The organism is Pseudomonas sp. LRP2-20 (assembly GCF_024349685.1).
Classification (GTDB): Bacteria; Pseudomonadota; Gammaproteobacteria; order Pseudomonadales; family Pseudomonadaceae; genus Aquipseudomonas.
In genome coordinates, this window is the sequence record NZ_AP025944.1 from 5,346,359 (window position 1) to 5,365,170 (window position 18,812).

General features: G+C 64.6%; 16 protein-coding genes. 6 read left to right on the forward strand and 10 right to left on the reverse strand.

What is annotated here, in order from left to right; translation table 11 throughout:
• Positions 1–21: 21 nt before the first annotated feature.
• Positions 22–885 carry a LysR family transcriptional regulator gene (locus OCX61_RS23980; RefSeq protein ID WP_261941666.1) on the forward strand — a complete coding sequence of 288 codons (864 nt, stop codon included), beginning with the start codon at positions 22–24 and terminating at the stop codon, positions 883–885.
• Between the two features lie 424 nt (positions 886–1,309).
• On the opposite strand, the gene gabP is transcribed toward OCX61_RS23980, so the two are convergent.
• The 3 genes from gabP to OCX61_RS23995 form a co-directional block, all read right to left on the reverse strand.
• A complete protein-coding gene (gene gabP, locus OCX61_RS23985) occupies positions 1,310–2,701 on the reverse strand; it encodes a GABA permease (RefSeq protein WP_261941667.1) in 1,392 nt (463 codons plus the stop codon).
• Positions 2,702–3,066: 365 nt separating this feature from the next.
• On the reverse strand, positions 3,067–4,410 hold the full coding sequence (locus OCX61_RS23990) for an MFS transporter (protein ID WP_261941668.1): 1,344 nt from the start codon (positions 4,408–4,410) through the stop codon (positions 3,067–3,069).
• 113 nt (positions 4,411–4,523) lie between these two features.
• Positions 4,524–5,474: a 2-hydroxyacid dehydrogenase gene (locus tag OCX61_RS23995; protein ID WP_261941669.1), complete on the reverse strand. Its 951-nt coding sequence runs from the start codon at positions 5,472–5,474 to the stop codon at positions 4,524–4,526.
• 99 nt (positions 5,475–5,573) lie between these two features.
• Between OCX61_RS23995 and OCX61_RS24000 the strand changes: the two genes are divergently transcribed.
• On the forward strand, positions 5,574–6,461 hold the full coding sequence (locus tag OCX61_RS24000) for a LysR family transcriptional regulator (protein ID WP_261941670.1): 888 nt from the start codon (positions 5,574–5,576) through the stop codon (positions 6,459–6,461).
• Between the two features lie 107 nt (positions 6,462–6,568).
• On the opposite strand, the gene gudD is transcribed toward OCX61_RS24000, so the two are convergent.
• Together gudD and OCX61_RS24010 are read right to left on the reverse strand one after the other, a co-directional pair.
• Entirely contained in the window at positions 6,569–7,924 is a 1,356-nt protein-coding gene (gene gudD / locus OCX61_RS24005; protein ID WP_261941671.1) for a glucarate dehydratase, read from the reverse strand.
• A gap of 19 nt (positions 7,925–7,943) precedes the next feature.
• Positions 7,944–9,296 carry an MFS transporter gene (locus OCX61_RS24010; RefSeq protein ID WP_261941672.1) on the reverse strand — a complete coding sequence of 451 codons (1,353 nt, stop codon included), beginning with the start codon at positions 9,294–9,296 and terminating at the stop codon, positions 7,944–7,946.
• Positions 9,297–9,556: 260 nt separating this feature from the next.
• Between OCX61_RS24010 and OCX61_RS24015 the strand changes: the two genes are divergently transcribed.
• Positions 9,557–10,255: a FadR/GntR family transcriptional regulator gene (locus tag OCX61_RS24015; protein ID WP_261941673.1), complete on the forward strand. Its 699-nt coding sequence runs from the start codon at positions 9,557–9,559 to the stop codon at positions 10,253–10,255.
• Between the two features lie 246 nt (positions 10,256–10,501).
• On the opposite strand, the gene OCX61_RS24020 is transcribed toward OCX61_RS24015, so the two are convergent.
• From OCX61_RS24020 to OCX61_RS24035, 4 genes are all read right to left on the reverse strand, one after another.
• On the reverse strand, positions 10,502–11,512 hold the full coding sequence (locus OCX61_RS24020; RefSeq protein WP_261941674.1) for a zinc-dependent alcohol dehydrogenase family protein: 1,011 nt from the start codon (positions 11,510–11,512) through the stop codon (positions 10,502–10,504).
• 342 nt (positions 11,513–11,854) lie between these two features.
• Complete coding sequence (locus OCX61_RS24025) at positions 11,855–12,445, reverse strand: HAD family hydrolase (RefSeq protein WP_261941675.1); 591 nt, start codon at positions 12,443–12,445, stop codon at positions 11,855–11,857.
• Complete coding sequence (tesB, locus tag OCX61_RS24030) at positions 12,442–13,311, reverse strand: acyl-CoA thioesterase II (protein WP_110637710.1); 870 nt, start codon at positions 13,309–13,311, stop codon at positions 12,442–12,444. The genes OCX61_RS24025 and tesB overlap by 4 nt, the downstream gene beginning before the upstream one ends.
• 90 nt (positions 13,312–13,401) lie before the next feature.
• On the reverse strand, positions 13,402–13,974 hold the full coding sequence (locus OCX61_RS24035) for a GNAT family N-acetyltransferase (RefSeq protein WP_261941676.1): 573 nt from the start codon (positions 13,972–13,974) through the stop codon (positions 13,402–13,404).
• Positions 13,975–14,141: 167 nt separating this feature from the next.
• Here OCX61_RS24035 and pmrG point away from each other — a divergent pair, with 167 nt between their 5' ends.
• The 3 genes from pmrG to OCX61_RS24050 all read left to right on the forward strand — a co-directional run bounded on the left by pmrG (position 14,142) and on the right by OCX61_RS24050 (position 17,287).
• Positions 14,142–14,828, forward strand: coding sequence for a lipopolysaccharide core heptose(II)-phosphate phosphatase PmrG (gene pmrG, locus OCX61_RS24040; RefSeq protein WP_261941677.1), 687 nt, complete (start codon positions 14,142–14,144; stop codon positions 14,826–14,828).
• A gap of 153 nt (positions 14,829–14,981) precedes the next feature.
• Complete coding sequence (locus OCX61_RS24045) at positions 14,982–15,896, forward strand: histone deacetylase family protein (protein ID WP_261944360.1); 915 nt, start codon at positions 14,982–14,984, stop codon at positions 15,894–15,896.
• 149 nt (positions 15,897–16,045) lie between these two features.
• Positions 16,046–17,287, forward strand: a complete 1,242-nt coding sequence (locus tag OCX61_RS24050) for a TIGR03862 family flavoprotein (RefSeq protein ID WP_261941678.1) — start codon at positions 16,046–16,048, stop codon at positions 17,285–17,287.
• 178 nt (positions 17,288–17,465) lie between these two features.
• Here OCX61_RS24050 and rhlE1 read toward each other — a convergent pair whose 3' ends face one another.
• A complete protein-coding gene (gene rhlE1 / locus OCX61_RS24055) occupies positions 17,466–18,797 on the reverse strand; it encodes an RNA helicase RhlE1 (RefSeq protein WP_261941679.1) in 1,332 nt (443 codons plus the stop codon).
• Positions 18,798–18,812: the final 15 nt, after the last annotated feature.

The window sequence follows — 18,812 nt, forward strand, 5'->3', positions numbered from 1 at the left end:
TTAGCTTGCAGGTAACACCGCATGGAAATTCGTCATTTCCGTTACTTCCTCTGTGTCGCCCGCCACGGTCACTTCACCCGTGCCGCCGAGCAGCTGGGCATCGCCCCGCCCACCCTCAGCCGGCAGATCCAGGACATGGAGCGCGAGCTGGGCGTGCGGCTGTTCGAGCGCAATCAGCGCGAAGTGAACCTCACCGCCGCCGGGCAGGCGCTGCTGGTTGAAGCTGAGCAGGCGGTGCGTCAGTTCGATGCCGCGCAGCTGGGCGCGCAGCGTGCCGGGCGTGGTGAAAGCGGGCGTATCGAACTGGGCTACGTGGCGTCGGCGGCGTACTCGGGCATGTTGCAGCGGCAGGTGGTCAGCTTCAGTGATGCTCACCCCGGTGTGCGCCTGAACATCCGTGAACTGCCTATGGCCGAGCTGCCGGGCATGGTTCGCGATGGCCTGCTCGACCTGGCCTATGTGCGATCGCCGATGGAGCTGCCGGAAGAACTGGAAGCCATCGCCTTGCACCAGGAGGGTTTCGTACTCGCCCTGCCCGCCAGTTCGCGGATCAACGAACTGCAGCAGATTCCGGCAGCGCGACTGGCCAACGAGACCTTCATCCTGCCAGAGCAGATTTCCGGCACGCTGGAGGCGGCGGCGCAGGGTGGGTTCGTTCCTCGGCTCGGACCACAACCGGGTAGCCTGGTGGCGGTGATTACCTTGGTGTCGCTGGGGCAAGGGATCGCAGTGGTGCCGGAGTCGGTGGTGCAGCGCATCAGCCTGCCGCAGGTGAACTACCGGCGGATTGCCGATTGCCAGGCCAGTTCGTGGTTGAGCCTGGTCTATCGGCGCTTCGAGAAAGCGCCGGCTGTGAACAGGTACATCGAGATGGTAAGCGACTAGACCTCGAACAATTTGTCTCATCGCTGGTGAGACTTTTATTGCTGCCTGGTGCTCACCGCAATATTTTCAGCGCCTATGAGATCGAGCGCCGCCCACGCGGCGCATCGCGAGCTGCGCTCGCTCCTACGTTTGTTTCGGGCCAATTTTTCCTGCGGAATTTACGCGCGAACGCCTTGGCGCATGACTCGATACCGTGTCGTACCAACAAGGCGGTCGCGCACGCCTGCCACAGGCGTTACTGGCCCGAAACAAACGTAGGAGCGAGCGCAGCTCGCGATGCGCCGCGCGGGCGGCGCTCGATCTCATAGGCGCTGAAGGGTTCATGGCGAACACATTCCCGCCCCTTCACATTTCCAGACATGGCACAAAAAACGAAGGGCACCCATCCACTGGTGCCCTCGCCCTTGTTGCAAGGTGAACTCAATCACCCCATCGACCGCGCCCCCACCATTTGCGCATGGCCCCGCGAGGTGACGATCCCCAGGAAGGAAATCACGATCGCCAGGCCCAAGGTCGAACTCACTTCCGCCCGGTGCTCAGGCGTGTACATCATCACCGCCAGCGCACCGGCGATGAAGACGATCACTGCCCAGGTCAGGTACGGGAACAGCCACATGCGGAACTTCAACTCGGTATTCTCGCGCTCCAGGCGGCGGCGCATGCGCAGCTGGGAGATGGCGATGACCATGTACACCAGCAGCGCGATGGCGCCGGAGCTGGCCAGCAGGAACTCGAACACGCCCTTGGGTGCGAAGTAGTTGAGGATGGCGATGGCGGCGCCGATCAGGGTGCTGCCGAACACCGCGGCGCGTGGCACACCGACCTTGGAGGTCTTGTTGAGAAACGCCGGGGCGTCGCCGCGCTTGGCCAGCGAGTACATCATCCGCGAGGCGATGTAGATCGACGAGTTCATGCAGCTGGTCACCGCCACCAGCACCACCAGGTCGACCATGAAGGCCGCGTTGGGGATGTTCATGATTTCCAGCGCGCGCTGGTACGAACCCACCACCGCCAGCTGCGGGTCGTTCCACGGCACCACCGAGATGATCACGAAGATCGACAGGATATAGAAGGTGCTGATCCGCCAGATCACCGAACGGGTGGCCTTGGCAATGTTGCGCGACGGGTCGCTGGATTCGGAGGCGGCGATGGTCACGGCCTCGGTACCGATGAAGCTGAACATCACGGTGATGAACGCACCGATCACCGCCGACCAGCCTTTCGGCACAAAGCCGCCATGCTCGGCCATCAGCCCGCTCAAGCCGCTGACTTCGCGGTTGGGCAGCCAGCCCATCAGCGCGGCGAAGCCCAGGCCGATGAAACCGAGAATTGCCGTGACCTTGAGGATGGCGAACCAGAACTCGAACTCGCCGTACTTGGCCACGCTGAACAGGTTGGTGCCTGCCAGCAACAGCACCGAGGCAAGGGCGAAGATCCAGCTGGGGATATCGGGGAACCAGGCGTTGAGCACATGCCCCGCCGCCAGCGCTTCGATCGGGATCACCAACACCCAGAACCACCAGTACAACCAGCCGATGGTATAGCCGGCCCAGCGGCCGATGGCCTGGTCCGCGTAGGTGGAGAACGATCCAGTGTCCGGGTGTGCAACGGCCATTTCGCCGAGCATGCGCATGACCAGTACCACCAGGGTGCCGGCCACGAAATACGAAAGAATGGTGGCTGGCCCGGCCGCCGCAATGGCGTGCCCGGAGCCGACGAAAAGTCCTGCGCCGATGATGCCGGCGATGGACAGCATCGTTACATGACGTGGCTTGAAACCTTGTGCAAGGTTGCCATCAGATCCCACGGTGTTCATTGATGTTGTTCTCTTTTTGCTGACACAAGGAAGGACGGGCAGGCGTAGGCGAAAATATCTCCTTTCAAATCAATAAGTCGACACGTTGCTGGTGCTCTGTTGTTGATCTTTGGCACGCGTCACAGAGCAAGATGCCGGTGCGGTTCGGGCTTCATTTAAGCCCCGCGAGGCTGTGGGAAATTACACGAGAACGCCTCGGAACTGTTCGATCACGACAGCGCATTTCCATAAACGCCAGATCTCGCGAACGGCTTGTCCAATCACGCCAGCAGGCCGTCTGAAGCTTTCGCAATTCAATTGGGTGGGTTTGTCGCGCGCACAAAAAAGCCCCGGTCACCCAGGGCCTCTGTTGCTCAGGCGTCTGCCTACGCCTGCCCGGTACGCTCGAAGCGCCTGGCCAGCAACAGGTAAGCGAAGATTCCCAGCACGCCATGGGCGGCCACGAACCAGAGTGCGTTGTGGAACGAGCCCGTGCTGGCGACTACGTAGCCGATCACCAGTGGGGTGACGATGCCGGCGATGTTGCCGATGCCGTTGAACACGCCGCCACACAGCCCGACCATCTTCTTCGGCGCCACATCCGACAACACGGCCCAGCCCACCGCCGCCAGGCCCTTGCCGAAGAAGGCCAGGGTCATCAGCGCGATCACCGCCGCGTTGCCCTCCACATAGTTGGCCAGCACCAGGCTGGTAGACAGCGCCATGCCGATCACGAACGGGGTCTTGCGCGCCTTGGATGGGTGCACGCCGCGGCGGATCAGGCAGTCCGAGACGAAGCCGCCGAGGATGCCGCCGGTGAAGCCGCAGATGGCCGGCAGCGCGGCGACCCAGCCGGCCTCCATGATGGTCATGCCACGGCCTTTGATCAGGTAGATCGGGAACCAGGTGATGAAGAAGTAGGTGAGCGCGGTGATGCAGTACTGGCCCAGGTACACCGCCCACAGGTTGCGGCTGGTGAACAGCTGTGCGATCTCGGTGCGGGTCGGTTTGCTCCTGGCCGTCTTGCGTTCCTTTTCCAGGTCGACCAGCGCACCGCCTTCGCGCATGTAGTCCAGCTCTTCGCGGCTCAACCCCGGCGCGCTGTGCGGCTCGTGATAAAGCCGGAACCACACCACGCTCAGCACCAACCCCAGCACGCCCATCCAGATGAACACCTGCTCCCAGCTCAGGGTGTGGGTCATCCATGCCATCAGCGGGGTGAACAGCACCACGGCCATGTACTGCGCCGAGTTGAACAGGGCCGAGGCCGTACCGCGTTCACGGGTGGGGAACCAGCAGCTGACGATGCGCGAGTTGGCCGGGAACGCCGGTGACTCCACCAGGCCGAGCATGAAGCGCATGGAAAACAGCGCCACTGCCGCCGAAGCACCGGCCAGCCCCAGCCAGCCGACTGTGCCCTGCAGCAAGGTGAACAGTGACCAGAGGATCAGGCTGACGCCATAGACCCGGCGCGCGCCGAAACGGTCGAGCAGCCAGCCGCCAGGGACCTGGCCCAGGGCGTAGGCCCAGGCGAAGGCCGAGAAGATCATGCCCAGCATCACAGGGTCCAGGCCCAGGTCTTTCAGTACTTCGGTGCCGGTGATCGACAGGGTGGCGCGGTCGGCGTAGTTGATGACGGTGATGACGAAGATCAGCGCCAGGACCAGGAAGCGATGGCGACCGATCCCGGCCACGGCCTGCGATGCGGCGACGGCGGATTTGCTGTTCATTTGGACCCTCTTGCTTCTCGGTGGAAGCGATTGTTCTTGTGCGGAGAAGGTGTGGCTCTTGGGCCTTGTGTTGCCTGTACCGGCCTCTTCGCGGGCTTGCCCGCGAAGAGGCCCTAAAGGTCGATCACCCGATTCGGCGGCAGCTCACCGCGAAAACAGGCTTCAAGGTTGTTCAGCACCATGCGCCCCATCTCCAGCCGGGTCTGCAGCGTGGCGCTGCCGCGATGCGGCTGCAGGCTGACCTGGTTCAGATCACGTAGCGCCGGCGGCACGTAGGGCTCATCGACGAACACATCCAGCCCGGCCCCGGCGATTCGCCGTTCACGCAACGCCTCGACCAGCGCGTCCTCATCGACCAACTTGCCGCGCGCCACATTGACCAGGTACCCCTGCGGCCCCAGTGCATCGAGCACCTCGGCCGTCACCAGCACCTGGCCGCCATCGGCGGACGCTGCAACCACCAGCACATCCACCGAGCGCGCCAACGCGACCAGATCGGCCTCAAAGCGGTAACCGGTTTCTGCCTGCTCGCGCCGCCCGTTGTAGGCAATGCGCATGTCGAATGCAGCGGCGCGCCGCGCGATAGCCTTGCCCACCTGGCCAAGCCCGACGATGCCCAGTTCAATGCCGCTGACCTTGCGCGCCAAGGGCAGGTTGACCGTGCCCCACAAACCGTCGCGCACCAGCCGCTCCCCCTCGCCCAGGCGGCGCAGGGTACTGATGATCAGGCCCATGGCCAAGTCGGCCACATCGGCGGTAAGCACGCCCGGCGTGGTGGTCACGTGGATGCCGCGGCTGGCCGCGTGGCGCAGGTCCACGGCGTCGGTGCCAATACCGCTGATGGCGATGATCTCAAGGGCAGGCAACTGGTCCATCAGCGCGTTCGACAGGCCCTTGGCGCCGCCGGTGACCACGCCGCGAATGCGCGGGCCAACCTCGGCGAGCAGTTGTTGCGGGTGGTCATGCTGATAAAGGCGATGTACCTGATAAGCGCTGACCAACTGGGCGTCGATGGCCTCTGGCACAGGCTGGGTCAGCAGCACGTCGATGGAAAGGTTGTTCATCCTGGGCATCCGGCAGTTCGAAGACATGACTCGATGCTAGGCCCGCATTTGATACAGGTCTAATATAGATACTGGATTGAATAATTCAGGAATTGAATCATGGAGCTGCACCAGCTGCGCTGCTTCGTCGCCGTGGCCGAAGAGCTGCATTTCGGCCGCGCCGCCACCCGCCTGCACATGACCCAGCCGCCGCTGAGCCGGCAGATCCAGCTGCTGGAACATTCTCTCGGGGTGCTGTTGCTGGAGCGCAACAACCGCCAGGCACGCCTGACCCTGGCCGGGCAAAGCTTTCTCGACGACGCCCGGCGTATCCTGCAAGTCGCCGAATCGGCCAGCCAGTCGGCGCGGCGCATCGCCCATGGCGAAGCCGGCCGCCTGACCCTGGGCTTCACCGCCGTCGGCGCCTACAGCATGATCCCACGCTTGCTGGTGCACGCCGGGCAAACCTTGCCAGACATCGAGCTGGTGCTCAGCGAGCGCGTCTCGTCCACCCAGGTACACGACCTGGAGGCCGGTCTGATCGATGTCGGCCTGGTGCGCCAGGTGCTGCCCAGCGCGCGCGTGGAGTACCTGCCGATCCACCGCGAACCCTTCGTCGCCGCCCTGCCCGCCGGGCATCCGCTGGCAGCCCGCGAGCGGCTCAGGCCGAGCGATTTCCATGAGCAGCCGTTCGTGATGTACAGCGCCAACGAAGGGCGCTATTTCCATGACCGCATCGCCAACCTGTTTGCCCGGCATGAAGTGCAGCCGCGGTATCTGCATCAGCTGGGGCAGACGCATTCGATTCTGGGCCTGGTCAATGTCGGGTTGGGCTGTGCAGTGGTGCCGGCTTCGGCGCAGGCGTTGCGCCTGGAGCAAGTGTTGTTCAAGCCGTTGGTGGGAATGGAGCAGCAGGCGGAGATCTTTCTAGCGTTTTGCCGGGATAACCCGAACCCGGTGCTGGGGGCCTTTGTGGCGATGGCGCGGGCATTCTTTGAAGCAGGGTAAATGGTGTTGGCTTCTTCGCGGCGGTTCGGCGCCCCGACACGCCCGCTCCCACAGGTACTGCACAAGACCCTGTGGGAGCGGGCGTGCCCGCGAAGAGGCCGGCAGCCTTAACGCACCAGGCAAGGCCGCTTGTTGTCGAAGCTCCAACCCGGGATCAGGAACTGCATCGCCACACTGTCATCCCGCGCGCCCAGCCCCATGTTGCGGTAGCACTCATGGGCCTTGGCCAGCTGGTCTTCATCCAGCTCCACGCCCAGCCCCGGCCGCGCCGGCACCCGCACATGGCCATCGACGATGCGCAGCGGGTCACGGGTCAGGCGCTGGCCGTCCTGCCAGATCCAGTGGGTGTCGATGGCCGTGATTTCACCCGGTGCAGCAGCCGCCACCTGGGTGAACATCGCCAGCGAAATGTCGAAGTGGTTGTTCGAGTGCGAGCCCCATGTCAGGCCCCAGTCGTTGCACATCTGCGCCACCCGCACCGAGCCCTGCAAGGTCCAGAAGTGCGGGTCGGCCAGGGGGATGTCCACCGACTGCAGCTGGATCGCATGGCCCATCTGCCGCCAGTCGGTGGCGATCATGTTGGTGGCCGTCGGCAGGCCGGTGGCACGGCGGAACTCGGCCATCACTTCACGGCCCGAATAGCCGTTCTCGGCACCGCACGGGTCTTCGGCGTAGGCCAGCACAGCGTGCTTGTCGCGGCACAGGGCGATGGCTTCCTTCAGCGACCAGGCGCCGTTCGGGTCGAGGGTGATGCGCGCTTCGGGGAAGCGTTCGGCCAAGGCCGTCACTGCTTCCATTTCCTCCTCGCCACGCAGCACGCCGCCCTTGAGCTTGAAGTCGCTGAAGCCATAACGCTGCTTGGCCGCTTCGGCCAGGCGCACGACAGCTTCCGGGGTCAGGGCCTTCTCGTGGCGCAGGCGGAACCAGTCATCATCGGCATCGGCTTCGTTGCGGTAGGCCAGGTCGGTCTGCTGGCGGTCACCGATGTAGAACAGGTAGCCGAGCATCTTCACTGCCTCGCGCTGTTGGCCCTCACCCAGCAGGGCCGCCATCGGCACGTTGAGGTGCTGACCGAGCAGGTCGAGCAGCGCCGACTCGATGGCAGTCACTGCGTGCACGGTGATGCGCAGGTCGAAGGTCTGCAGGCCACGGCCAGCAGAATCGCGGTTGGCGAAGGTCTGGCGCATGGCATTGAGCACGCGCTGGTAATGGCCGATCGGCTGGCCGACCACCAGGCTGCGGGCGTCCTCCAGGGTCTGGCGGATCTTCTCGCCACCGGGCACTTCGCCCAGGCCGGTGTTGCCAGCGCTGTCGCGCAGCACCACGACGTTGCGGGTGAAGTACGGGCCATGGGCGCCACTGAGGTTGAGCAGCATGCTGTCGTGGCCGGCGACGGGGATCACCCGCAGCTCGGTGACGACCGGGGTGCTGGTGTGAACGGCGGGGTTGGTCTGCATGTTCATGGTTGTTGTCTCGCAATCATCAGTGGGTCTGGCCCAAGGCCGAAGGCGCCTTGAGCTCGTCAGAAGGAGCGCCCTTTGGGCGAATGCGTACGAAGAAGACGGCAATGGCCGCCAGCACCGAAGTCACGGCCAGGCCATACAGCCCACCCTGGATCGACCCGGTCTGCTGCTCGAGCAGGCCGAAGGTGGTGGGGGCGACGAAGCCGCCGAGGTTGCCGACCGAGTTGATCAAGGCAATCACGGCCGCGGCGATGCGGGCATCCAGGTAGCCTTGCGGAATCGGCCAGAACAGCGACGAGGCCGACTTGAAGCCGATGGCGGCGAAGCAAACGGCGACGAAGGCGAACACCGGGCCACCGGTGGTGGACATGAACATGCCGATGGCAGCGACCACCAGGGCGCCGGCAACCCAGGCCTGCTGGAACTTCCAGCGCGTCGAGCCGGCGGCGAAGGCATACATGGCAATGATCGAGATCAGCCACGGGATCGAGTTGAAGAAGCCGACCTGCAAGTCGCTGAGGTCGCCCATGCGCTTGATGATGCTCGGCAGCCAGAAGGTGGCGGCGTAGATAGTCAGCTGGATGCAGAAGTAGATCAGGCAGAACAGCACGATCTGGCGGTCCTTGAGCAGGCTCCAGGCCGAAGGTTTCACCGCGCCGACGGCCTCGCGCTCACGCTGCTCGCGGTCGATGGTCGCGACCAGTGCGTCCTGCTCGGCCTGGCTCAGCCACTTGGCATCCTGCGGCTTGGAGTCGAGCCAGAAGAACACGAAGAAGCACAGGGTCACCGAGGCCATGCCTTCGATGAACAGCATCCACTGCCAGCCATGCAGGCCCAGGCCCTGGATCTGCATCAACGCGCCGGCCAGCGGCCCGGAAATCAGCGAAGCCAAGGCCGAACCGCTGAGGAAGATGGCAATCGCCTTGCCGCGCTCGGCGGCCGGCAGCCAGCGGGTGAAGTAATAGATCACACCCGGGAAGAAGCCCGCCTCGGCCACCCCCAACAAGAAACGCAGCACGTAGAACTGGGTTTCGTTCTGGACGAAGGCCATGGCGGTGGCCACCAGGCCCCAGGTGAACATGATGCGGGTCAGCCACAGCCGCGCACCGACCTTTTGCAGCAACATGTTCGAGGGCACCTCGAACAGCGCGTAGCCGATGAAGAACAGCCCGGCGCCGAAGCCAAAGGCGGCGGCGCTGATGCCCAGGTCGCTTTCCAGGTGCGGCCGGACGAAGCCGATGTTGACGCGGTCGAGGTAGTTGACGATGAACATGATGACGAACAGCGGCAGGACGTGGCGCTTGACCTTGGCCACGGCACTGGCCAAAGCGTCGCCTTCATTCCGGGCAGACGGAGCGAGGGTGTCGTTCACAGGTAGATCTCCCACTAATTGTTTTTGTGCGGGTCGAAGTTGTCTGACATGACAGTGGGACGGAGCATATGCGCAGCGAGGTTGTACGACAAGATGTCAAATGTCGCTGAAATGGCAAAATACAAGCAGATAAATAGCAGTACTGCATCGAATATGACGCTATCGCTTGAAACCGGCGTGCACCCTGCAGAGAAAAACCAGGCAAAAATTATTTTTATTGGTTAACTTGTCGTACAAGCAACCCAGACCCGGAAATCGCCATGGATACTCCCCACGCCAAACGCAGCCACAGCCGCGCCCATGACCTGGTGTCGAGCCTGACCCAGCAGATTCTGCTGGGCACCTTCAAACCGGGGGACAAGCTGCCTTCGGAGAACACCCTGGTACGCGAGCATGGCGTCAGTCGCACCGTGGTCCGCGAAGCGCTGTCGAAGTTGCAGGCCTCAGGCCTGGTGGAGCCGCGCCACGGCATCGGCACGTTCGTGATGGCGCGCCAGGGCCAGGCGGGTTTGCGGGTGGGAGCGGAGAATGCCGCGAGCGTGCGTGACCTGCTGGAGCTGCGCATCGGCCTGGAGGGCCAGGCGGCGGCCCTCGCCGCCGTGCGCCGCAGTGACGAGCAGCTGGCGCGCATGCGCAAGGCGCTGGATGACTATCAGGACCTGGCGGCTGCCGGGGACAGCTGCATCGAGGCGGACCGGCGCTTTCACCTGCTGATCGCCGAGGCCACCGGCAACCTGTATTTCAGCGAGATGATGGCGCAGCTGGGCAATGGTCTGATCCCGCGTAACCGCATGGCCTTGGCTGAACGCGCCGGGGCCAAGCTGGCGCGGCATGCGTACCTGGCCAACCTTGAGCATGAGGCGATCCTCAATGCCATCCGCCGGCAGGACCCGGACGCGGCGCGGGCAGCGATCTGCCTGCACCTGTCCAACAGCCGGGACCGGTTGCTGCCGGACTAGGGACGGCGGTGCATGGCACGGGCTTCGCCCGTGTTCGCGGGTAAACCCGCTCCCACAGGATCGCCCAAAGGCCCGAATCTTGTGGGGAACCTGTGGGAGCGGGCTTGCCCGCGAAGAGGCCAGCGCAGGCCCCTGGAAAAGCTCAGGCCAATGCCCTATCCACCAGCACCTGCAGGCGCCCTTGCGAACAGCACTGCCTTGCCGATGTGCGCAATGCATCGGGCTTGTCGAACCGTCGTTACCGTTTCACCAGGTCAGGCAGATCTTGCCGAAATGCCGGTTGCTTTCCTGATAGCGGAACGCCTCGACGATCTGCTCCAGCTCGAAATGCTTGTCCACCACCGGCCGCAAGCCATTGGCATCGATTGCCCGCACCATCGCCTGCTGCTGCGCACGGCTGCCAACCAGCACCCCTTGCAGGCGGATCTGCCGCACCAGTGCCTGCACCAGCGGCAACTGCCCGGCCACGCCGGTGAGAATGCCGATCAGTGACACATGCCCGCCGATGCGCGCAGCGATCATCGACTGCTCCAGGGTCGCCGGCCCACCCACTTCGATCACGTGATCGACGCCGCGATTGCCGGTGAGCTCACGCACCTTCTCGCCCCAGGCCGGGGTGCTCTTGTAGTTGATCAGGTGGTCGGCGCCGAGGGCCTTGAGTCGTTCGAGCTTGGCGTCGCTGGACGACGTGGCGATCACCGTGGCACCCGCCAGCTTGGCGAACTGCAGGGCGAAGATCGACACACCGCCGGTGCCCTGCACCAGCACGGTGTCGCCGGGCTTGAGGTGGTCATCGCTCATCAACGCGCGCCAGGCGGTGAGGCCTGCCGTGGTCAGGGTCGCGGCCTCGGCGTGGCTGAAACCTTGAGGCGCCAGGGTGAAGGCTGTCGCCGCAGCGGTCACCTGTTCGCGCGCGTAGCCGTCCAGGCCATCACCGGGTACCCGGCCAAAGCCTTCGACATTGGCCTGGCCATCGAGCCAGTCAGGGAAGAACGTGCTGACGACGTTGTCGCCCACCTTGAATTCACTCACGCCCGCACCGACCGCAACCACTTCGCCGGCACCGTCGGCCATCGGAATACGCCGCTCGCTCGGGCCCCACATGCCACTGACTACGGCGAAGTCGTGATAGTTGAGGGAGCTGGCGTGCAGCTGTACGGTGATCTCGCCGGCCTTGGGCGCAGGGGCCTCACAAGTGCCGACCTCGACCTTGTCGTAGCCGCCGCCGGGTTGCACATAGATGGCCTTGCTGGTCATGACTGGAAGCTCCATTTAGAGAAAGACTGGGGTTCAGCATAGTCATTACCGGCCCTTTCGCGGGGCAAGCCCGCTCCCACAGGATCTCTACAGACCTGAGCACTGCGGTGTACCTGTAGGAGCGGGCTTGCCCCGCGAATAGGCCTTCACAGACTGCAGAAGCTCCCACAGGATCTCTACAGACCTAAGCACTGCGGTGTACCTGTGGGAGCGGGCTTGCCCCGCGAATAGGCCTTCACAGACTGCAGAAGCTCCCACAGGATCTCTACAGACCTGAGCCCTGTGGTGTACCTGTGGGAGCGGGCTTGCCCCGCGAATAGGCCTTCACAGACTGCAGAAGCTTCAGCCCAAAAGCCCCCGCAATGCCAGGCAATCGGCGGCATGCCAATCCACCAGCTCAGGCCACGGGTTATCCGGCAGGTTCACCAGCACCGTGCGCGCGCCAGCGGCCCGCCCACAGTCCAGGTCAAAGCGGTAGTCCCCGACCATCACCAGCTCGCTTGGCGCCACGCCCCAGGCACCGGCGATCTTCAACAGCCCATCCGGGCTCGGCTTGGGCTCGGCCTCATCGCGCCCGAGAATGTGCTCGACCTGGAAGCAGTCGGCCAGGCCGATCGCTTCCAGCGTCACATGCGCCAGCTCCCGCGCATTGCGGGTCAGGATGCCCAGGCGGCAACCGCGCCCGGCCAACTCACGCACCAGCTCCACCGCCCCGGTGGCCGCGGTCGAGGCAATCGCCAGGTCGCGTTCATGCTCCAGCAGCCAGGCGTGCTTGGCTGCCGCCTCCGCCGCTGGCAGCGCCGCCAGGTGGGTGAGAATGTCGTGCTCGGCCGGGATATCCAGGGCGACGCGGATGGCGGCAAAATCGTGCACCGCCACGGTCAGGGTGCCGTCCATGTCGAACACCCAGTTGCGGATATCGCCCAGGCTCATGCCCAGTCCTTGCGGTGGCGGATCAGGCCTTCCTGGGTCGACGAGGCCACCAGCTGGCCAGCGCGGTTGAAGATGCTGCCGCGGCAGAAGCCACGGGCATTGCCGGCCCAGGGGCTGTCGGTGGCGTACAGCAGCCACTCATCGGCGCGCAGGTTGCGGTGGAACCACAGCGAATGGTCGAGGCTGGCGATCTGCATGTCGCGCTGCCACACCGACTTGCCATGGGGCAGCAGCGAGGTGGTCAAAAGGCCGAAATCGGAGGCGTAGGCCAGCAGGTACTTGTGCAGCGCCGGGACGTCTGGGAGTGTGCCGTCGGCGCGGAACCAGGCGTACTTCACCGGGTCGCCGGGCTGGGGGTTGAACGGGTCGCGCTCGGTGACCGGGCGGATCTCGATCGGCTTGGCGCACAGCACCTTGTCGCGGATGCGCTCGGGCAGCTTGTCGGCATGGGCGCTGGCCAGCTCGACTTCGGTCGGCAGGTTTTCCGGGCCGACCACATCGGGCATCTGCGCCTGGTGCTCGAAGCCTTCCTCGTCGTACTGGAACGACGCGCTGCAGGTAAAGATCGGCTGGCCCTTCTGGATCGCCGTCACCCGCCGGGTGCTGAAGCTGCCGCCATCGCGCACGCGGTCGACCGAGTACACAACCGGCAGGCTGGCATCGCCCGGGCGCAGGAAGTAACCGTGCAGCGAATGCACATGGCGCGCATCTTCTACCGTCTGGCTGGCGGCCGACAGCGACTGGCCCAGTACCTGGCCACCGTACAGCTGGCGGAAGCCCAGGTCCTGGCTGCGGCCACGGAACAGGTTCTCCTCGATCGATTCGAGGCTCAACAGGTCGACCAGGTCGTCCAACACATGACTCATCGGGGGTTCTCCTAGCAAGGCATCACAGCTCTACGGCGCTCTCAGGTGGGAAATGATACAGGGTTTGTCATCGACGCCGTGCATGGCGGCTCATTCAGTACGCAAGGTCTGCTCCCAGCGTGCGCGGTCAATGCGGTACAGCACATGGGGGCGCAGCGGGTGCCCGATGGGCAGGCGGGGGTGGTCGAAGCTGCCATTGGCGTCCTGGACCATGCCAATGGCCTGCATGACTTTCTGCGACGGCAAGTTGCTCTCGCTAGTGAACGACACCACCTCCTCCACGCGCAATTGGGCGAAAGCACAACGCAGGCAGGTCCATGCCGCCTCGCTGGCAAAACCCAGGCCCCAGTGGCGCCGCGCCAGGCGCCAGCCAATCTCCACCGCCGGAGCGAACGGCGCGTCGAAATTGACATTGAGCAACCCCGTCATGCCGATGAAAGCCCCGCTGTCCTTTCGCTCCAGGGCCCACAGACCAAAACCGTATTCGTTGAAGTGCCCACGAATCCTGCCGATCAGCGCCGCCGCTTCCAGCCGCGTCATCGGTGCCGGGAAATAACGCATCACCTGCGGGTCGGCACACATCGCGGCGAACTCTCGCAGGTCGTCATCGTGCCATTGGCGTAGCACCAGGCGTGCACTTTCCAGGTGGAGGATGGGGGTCATGGGGCGAACTCCGGTTTTGCGGTGGGGCATTTTACAGCGTAGGCGTGGCCGGGTTTTTCACGCAACCGGCGGCGCCCGGAATGCAATTTTCACAACCCCTTCACCGGCCCCCGACAGACGGCTGCGCACAATGCCGGCAAACCAACACCGCGCCATTGGAGTGACGCATGCAACCGAGCAACACCCTGGGCCACCCCGCCATCCACGCCCGTCGCAAGCGCCGCATGTCACGCAAAGCCCTCGGTGCCGCGCTCGGCCTGTGCATGGTCATCGCGGCAGTGACCACCTGGCTGGCGACAAGGTCCCATATCGTCGACCTTGGCAACCCGCAGCAGTTGAGTGAAAGCGGCTTGCTGCAGGACTGGGCCGACGGTGCGGTGATCGTGATGATCCGCCATGCCGAACGTTGCGACAGTGCTCCCGGCCCGTGCCTGAACGACCCCACCGGCATCACTGTGGCCGGCAGTGAGGCCGCCACGCGAGTAGGCCAAGGCCTGAAGCAACTGGGCCTGAGCAATGCCGATGTGGTTGCCAGCCCTAAGGTGCGCACCCAGCAGACGGCGCACTTCATCCTTGGCCAGGCCGTGGCAAGCGAAGCCTGGCTGGAAAGCTGCGACAACCAGTTCGCCCGCGAAGCACTGGCGCGCAAGCGTGCCGGGCACAACCTGGTGCTGGTGACCCACAATGGCTGCATCGACCATTTCGCCCGGCAGCATCGCGTGGCTGGCGGTGAGCGGGAAAGCGACTATGCCAGTGCGTTGTTCGTCTCGGTGGACGCCAATGGCAAGGCGCGGATCCTCGGACGCTTGAACGAGCCGGATTGGCAACGCGTATTGGCCAGCGTCGGAAAATAGCTTCAACCCTTTCGCCGGCAATCCGGCTGCCACAGGCACAGCGCCGAAATCGAGGGCGGCGCTGTAAGTGTGGCAGCCGGCTTGCCGGCGATTGGGCTGCGCAGCAGCCCCGGCCATGGCAAGATCAGCGCTGGCCCCGATTGCGAACTCCCCATGCCGTTGCCGCTGATCTACCACGAAGACTACAGCCCGGAATTCCCTGCCGAGCACCGCTTCCCCATGGACAAGTTCCGCCTGCTGCGCGACCACCTGGTGGACAGCGGGCTGACCACTGACCAAGCCCTGCTGCGCCCGGACATCTGCCCCAACGATATCCTCGCCCTGGCCCATGACCGCAGCTACATCGAGCGCTACATGAACGGCGAGCTGTCCCGCGAGGACCAGCGTCGCCTCGGCCTGCCCTGGAGCGAAGCCCTGGCCCGGCGTACCGTGCGCGCGGTGGGCGGTTCGCTGCTGACCGCCGAGATGGCGCTGCAGCACGGCATCGCCTGCCACCTGGCCGGCGGCACCCACCACGCTCACTACGACCACCCGGCCGGCTTCTGCATCTTCAATGACCTGGCAGTGATCAGCCACTACCTGCTCGCAGCCGGCCGCGTACACCGGGTGCTGATCTTCGACTGCGACGTGCATCAGGGCGACGGCACGGCGCGCATCCTCCACGACACCCCGGATGCCATCACCGTGTCCCTGCACTGCGAGCAGAACTTCCCGGCGCGCAAGGCCCACAGCGACTGGGACATTCCGCTGCCACGCGGCATGGGCGACACGGCGTACCTCAAGGTGGTGGAGGATGCGCTGAACTACCTGCTGCCGCTGTATCAACCCGACCTGGTGCTGTACGACGCCGGCGTCGATGTGCACAAGGACGATGCCCTGGGCTACCTGCAGCTCACCGACCAAGGCCTGGCGGCGCGTGACGAGCTGGTGATGCGCCACTGCCTGGGCCGCGATATCCCGGTGGTCGGGGTGATCGGCGGGGGCTACAGCAAGGACCGTGAAGCCTTGGCCAAGCGCCACGGTATTCTTCACCACAGTGCGGCGCGGGTCATCGGTTGTTCACAATGACTGTGGAACCGCTTGTGGATAACCTGCGGGAAAGGCGCTGCAGCCCTTTACCCACCTGGGCTGCAGAACACTGATCATTTTTTGTTCAGTGCTCCCATGGGCTCGGCTGCGTTAGAATGTGCGATCTTTTCCACACCCTGCTGCCTACCATGTCAGAAAAATCCCCCGCTTCCCCTCCCCTGGCCGTCGTTATCGGCGGCGGCCCTGCCGGGCTGATGGCCGCAGAAGCCATGGCCCAGGCGGGCCTGACGGTGGAAGTGTTCGACGCCATGCCATCGGTGGGCCGCAAGTTCCTGCTGGCCGGTGTCGGCGGCATGAACATCACCCATTCGGAAGCTTATCCACAGTTCGTTTCGCGTTACGCCGAACGGCAGGCCGAGATCGACGGGCTGCTGCGCGACTTCGATGCCGATGCGCTGCGCCAGTGGATTCACGGGCTGGGTATCGAAACCTTTGTCGGTACCTCAGGCCGGGTTTTCCCGACCGACATGAAAGCGGCCCCGCTGCTGCGCGCCTGGCTCAAGCGCCTGCGTGACAATGGTGTAGTTATCCACACCCGCCATCGCTGGCTGGGCTGGAATGCCGACGGGAGCTTGCGAATTGCTTATCCACAGGGTGAATTGCAGGTCAAGGCCGACGCCGTGGTGCTGGCCCTTGGTGGCGCCAGCTGGGCGAGGCTGGGCTCCGATGGGGCCTGGCAGCCCTTGCTGGCGGAACGCACTGTGGATATCTCCCCGCTGCGGCCGAGCAACTGCGGCTTCGAGGTCGAAGGTTGGAGTCCACTGCTTGTGGACAAGTTTGCGGGGGCTCCGCTGAAGAATATTGCCCTGAGTGTGCCGGGCATGGCGCCGCGCAAGGGCGAGTTCATCCTCACCGCACAGGGTGTCGAAGGCAGCCTGGTGTATGCGTGGTCGGCTCAGCTGCGCCAGGCCATCGAGCATGAGGGGCAAGCCAGGCTGTTGCTCGATCTGCTGCCGGACAAGCCTGTGGACAAGATTGCCCAGGCGCTGGCCAAGCCGCGCGGGTCGCGGTCGATGGCCAAGCATCTGCACAGCCAGCTGGGGATCGATGGGGTCAAGGCGGGCCTGCTGCGGGAGCTGACGGATCAAGCGACGTTTGCAGATCCCCTGGCACTGGCACAGGCGATCAAGGCCTTGCCGATCACGCTGGTGCGGACTCGACCGCTGGATGAGGCGATCAGCAGTGCCGGTGGCGTGCGTTTCGAAGGGTTGGATGAAGGCTTGATGGTTCGCCAGATGCCGGGGGTGTTCTGTGCTGGCGAGATGCTGGACTGGGAGGCGCCGACCGGGGGGTATCTGCTGACGGCCTGCTTTGCCAGCGGGCTGCGTGCGGGGCGTGCGGCGGTGGATTGGTTGGTGCGGTCTGCCTGACCGATTGCCGGGGCTGCTTTGCAGCCCATCGCAGGCAAGCCTGCTCCCACAGGTACAGCGCAAACATTGAACCTGGCGCTGTACCTGTGGGAGCGGGTTTACCCGCGAAGAATTCGACGCCCTGCATGGCACGGGCTGCGCGCGTGTTCGCGGGTAAACCCGCTCCCACAGGGCCTGCTTACGGTTTGCGCTTGCGCGGCCCGCTGTTGAAGCTCGGCACCTTGCGCACGGCCTTCACTGCCGGCTCACCCGCTCCCGCCTCGGCGCTGTCCATCCACCGCCCCAGGCCACGCTTGGCGCTGTTCTCTTTCGGCTTCTTGGGCTTCTTCGGCTTCTTGATCACCTGGCCACTGGCATCGGTCATCGGTACCCGGTGCTCGGGGATGAAGTCGGGTTCCTCATGACGCGGCAAGGTCTGCCGGGTCAGCACTTCAATCGCCGACAGCATCTGCACTTCATCGGCACACACCAGCGAAATCGCCTCCCCCTTGTTGCCAGCCCGGCCGGTACGGCCGATGCGGTGCACATAATCCTCTGCCACGATCGGCAGGTCGAGGTTGACCACCAGCGGCAAGTCGTCGATATCCAGGCCACGGGCCGCGACATCGGTCGCCACCAGCACCTGGATCTCCCGCGCCTTGAAGCTGTCCAGCGCGCGCTGGCGGGTGGCCTGCGGGCGGTCGCCGTGGATGCCATCGGCATTTACACCATCGGCCAGCAAGCGCTCGACCAGCTGATCGACGCCATTGCGGGTCTTGGCGAACACCAGCACCTGCTTCCAGCGCTGCTTACGCAGCAGGTGCATGAACAAGTCTGTCTTGCGCTTCTTGTCCACAGGCACCAGCCACTGCTTGACCGTGGTGGCGGCCGCGTTGCGCGGGCTGACCTCGATGCTCAGCGGGTCGTTCAGGGCCAGGCCCGCGAGCATGCGGATCTGCTCGGAGAAAGTGGCAGAGAACAGCAGCGTCTGGCGCTTGCGCGGCAAGGCGGCGTACACCGACTGCAGCTCCTCGGCAAAGCCCAGGTCGAGCATGCGGTCGGCTTCGTCGAGCACCAAGGTCTGCACCTGGTTGAACTTCACCGCGTTCTGACGGAACAAGTCGAGCAAACGACCAGGCGTGGCAACCAGCAGGTCGACGCCACGGCGCAGGCGCATCATCTGCGGGTTGATGCTGACCCCGCCGTACACCGCGTAGGTGCTCAGCGGCAGGTTTTCGGCATACTCGCGCACGTTGTTATGCACCTGTTCGGCCAGTTCGCGGGTTGGCACCAGTACCAGCGCGCGGATCGAATTGCTGGCGACCTTCTCCCCTTCCAGGGCCAGGCGCTGCAGCACTGGCAGGGCGAAACCGGCAGTCTTGCCGGTGCCAGTCTGGGCCGCAGCCATCAGGTCGCGGCCAGCCAGCACGGCGGGGATGGCCTTGGCCTGGACCGGGGTCGGGGTGGTGTAGTCCAGCTGCTGCAAGGTGCGCAGCAGCGGTTCGATCAGGCCGAGTTGGGCGAAATTCATGGCAATACCGTCAGG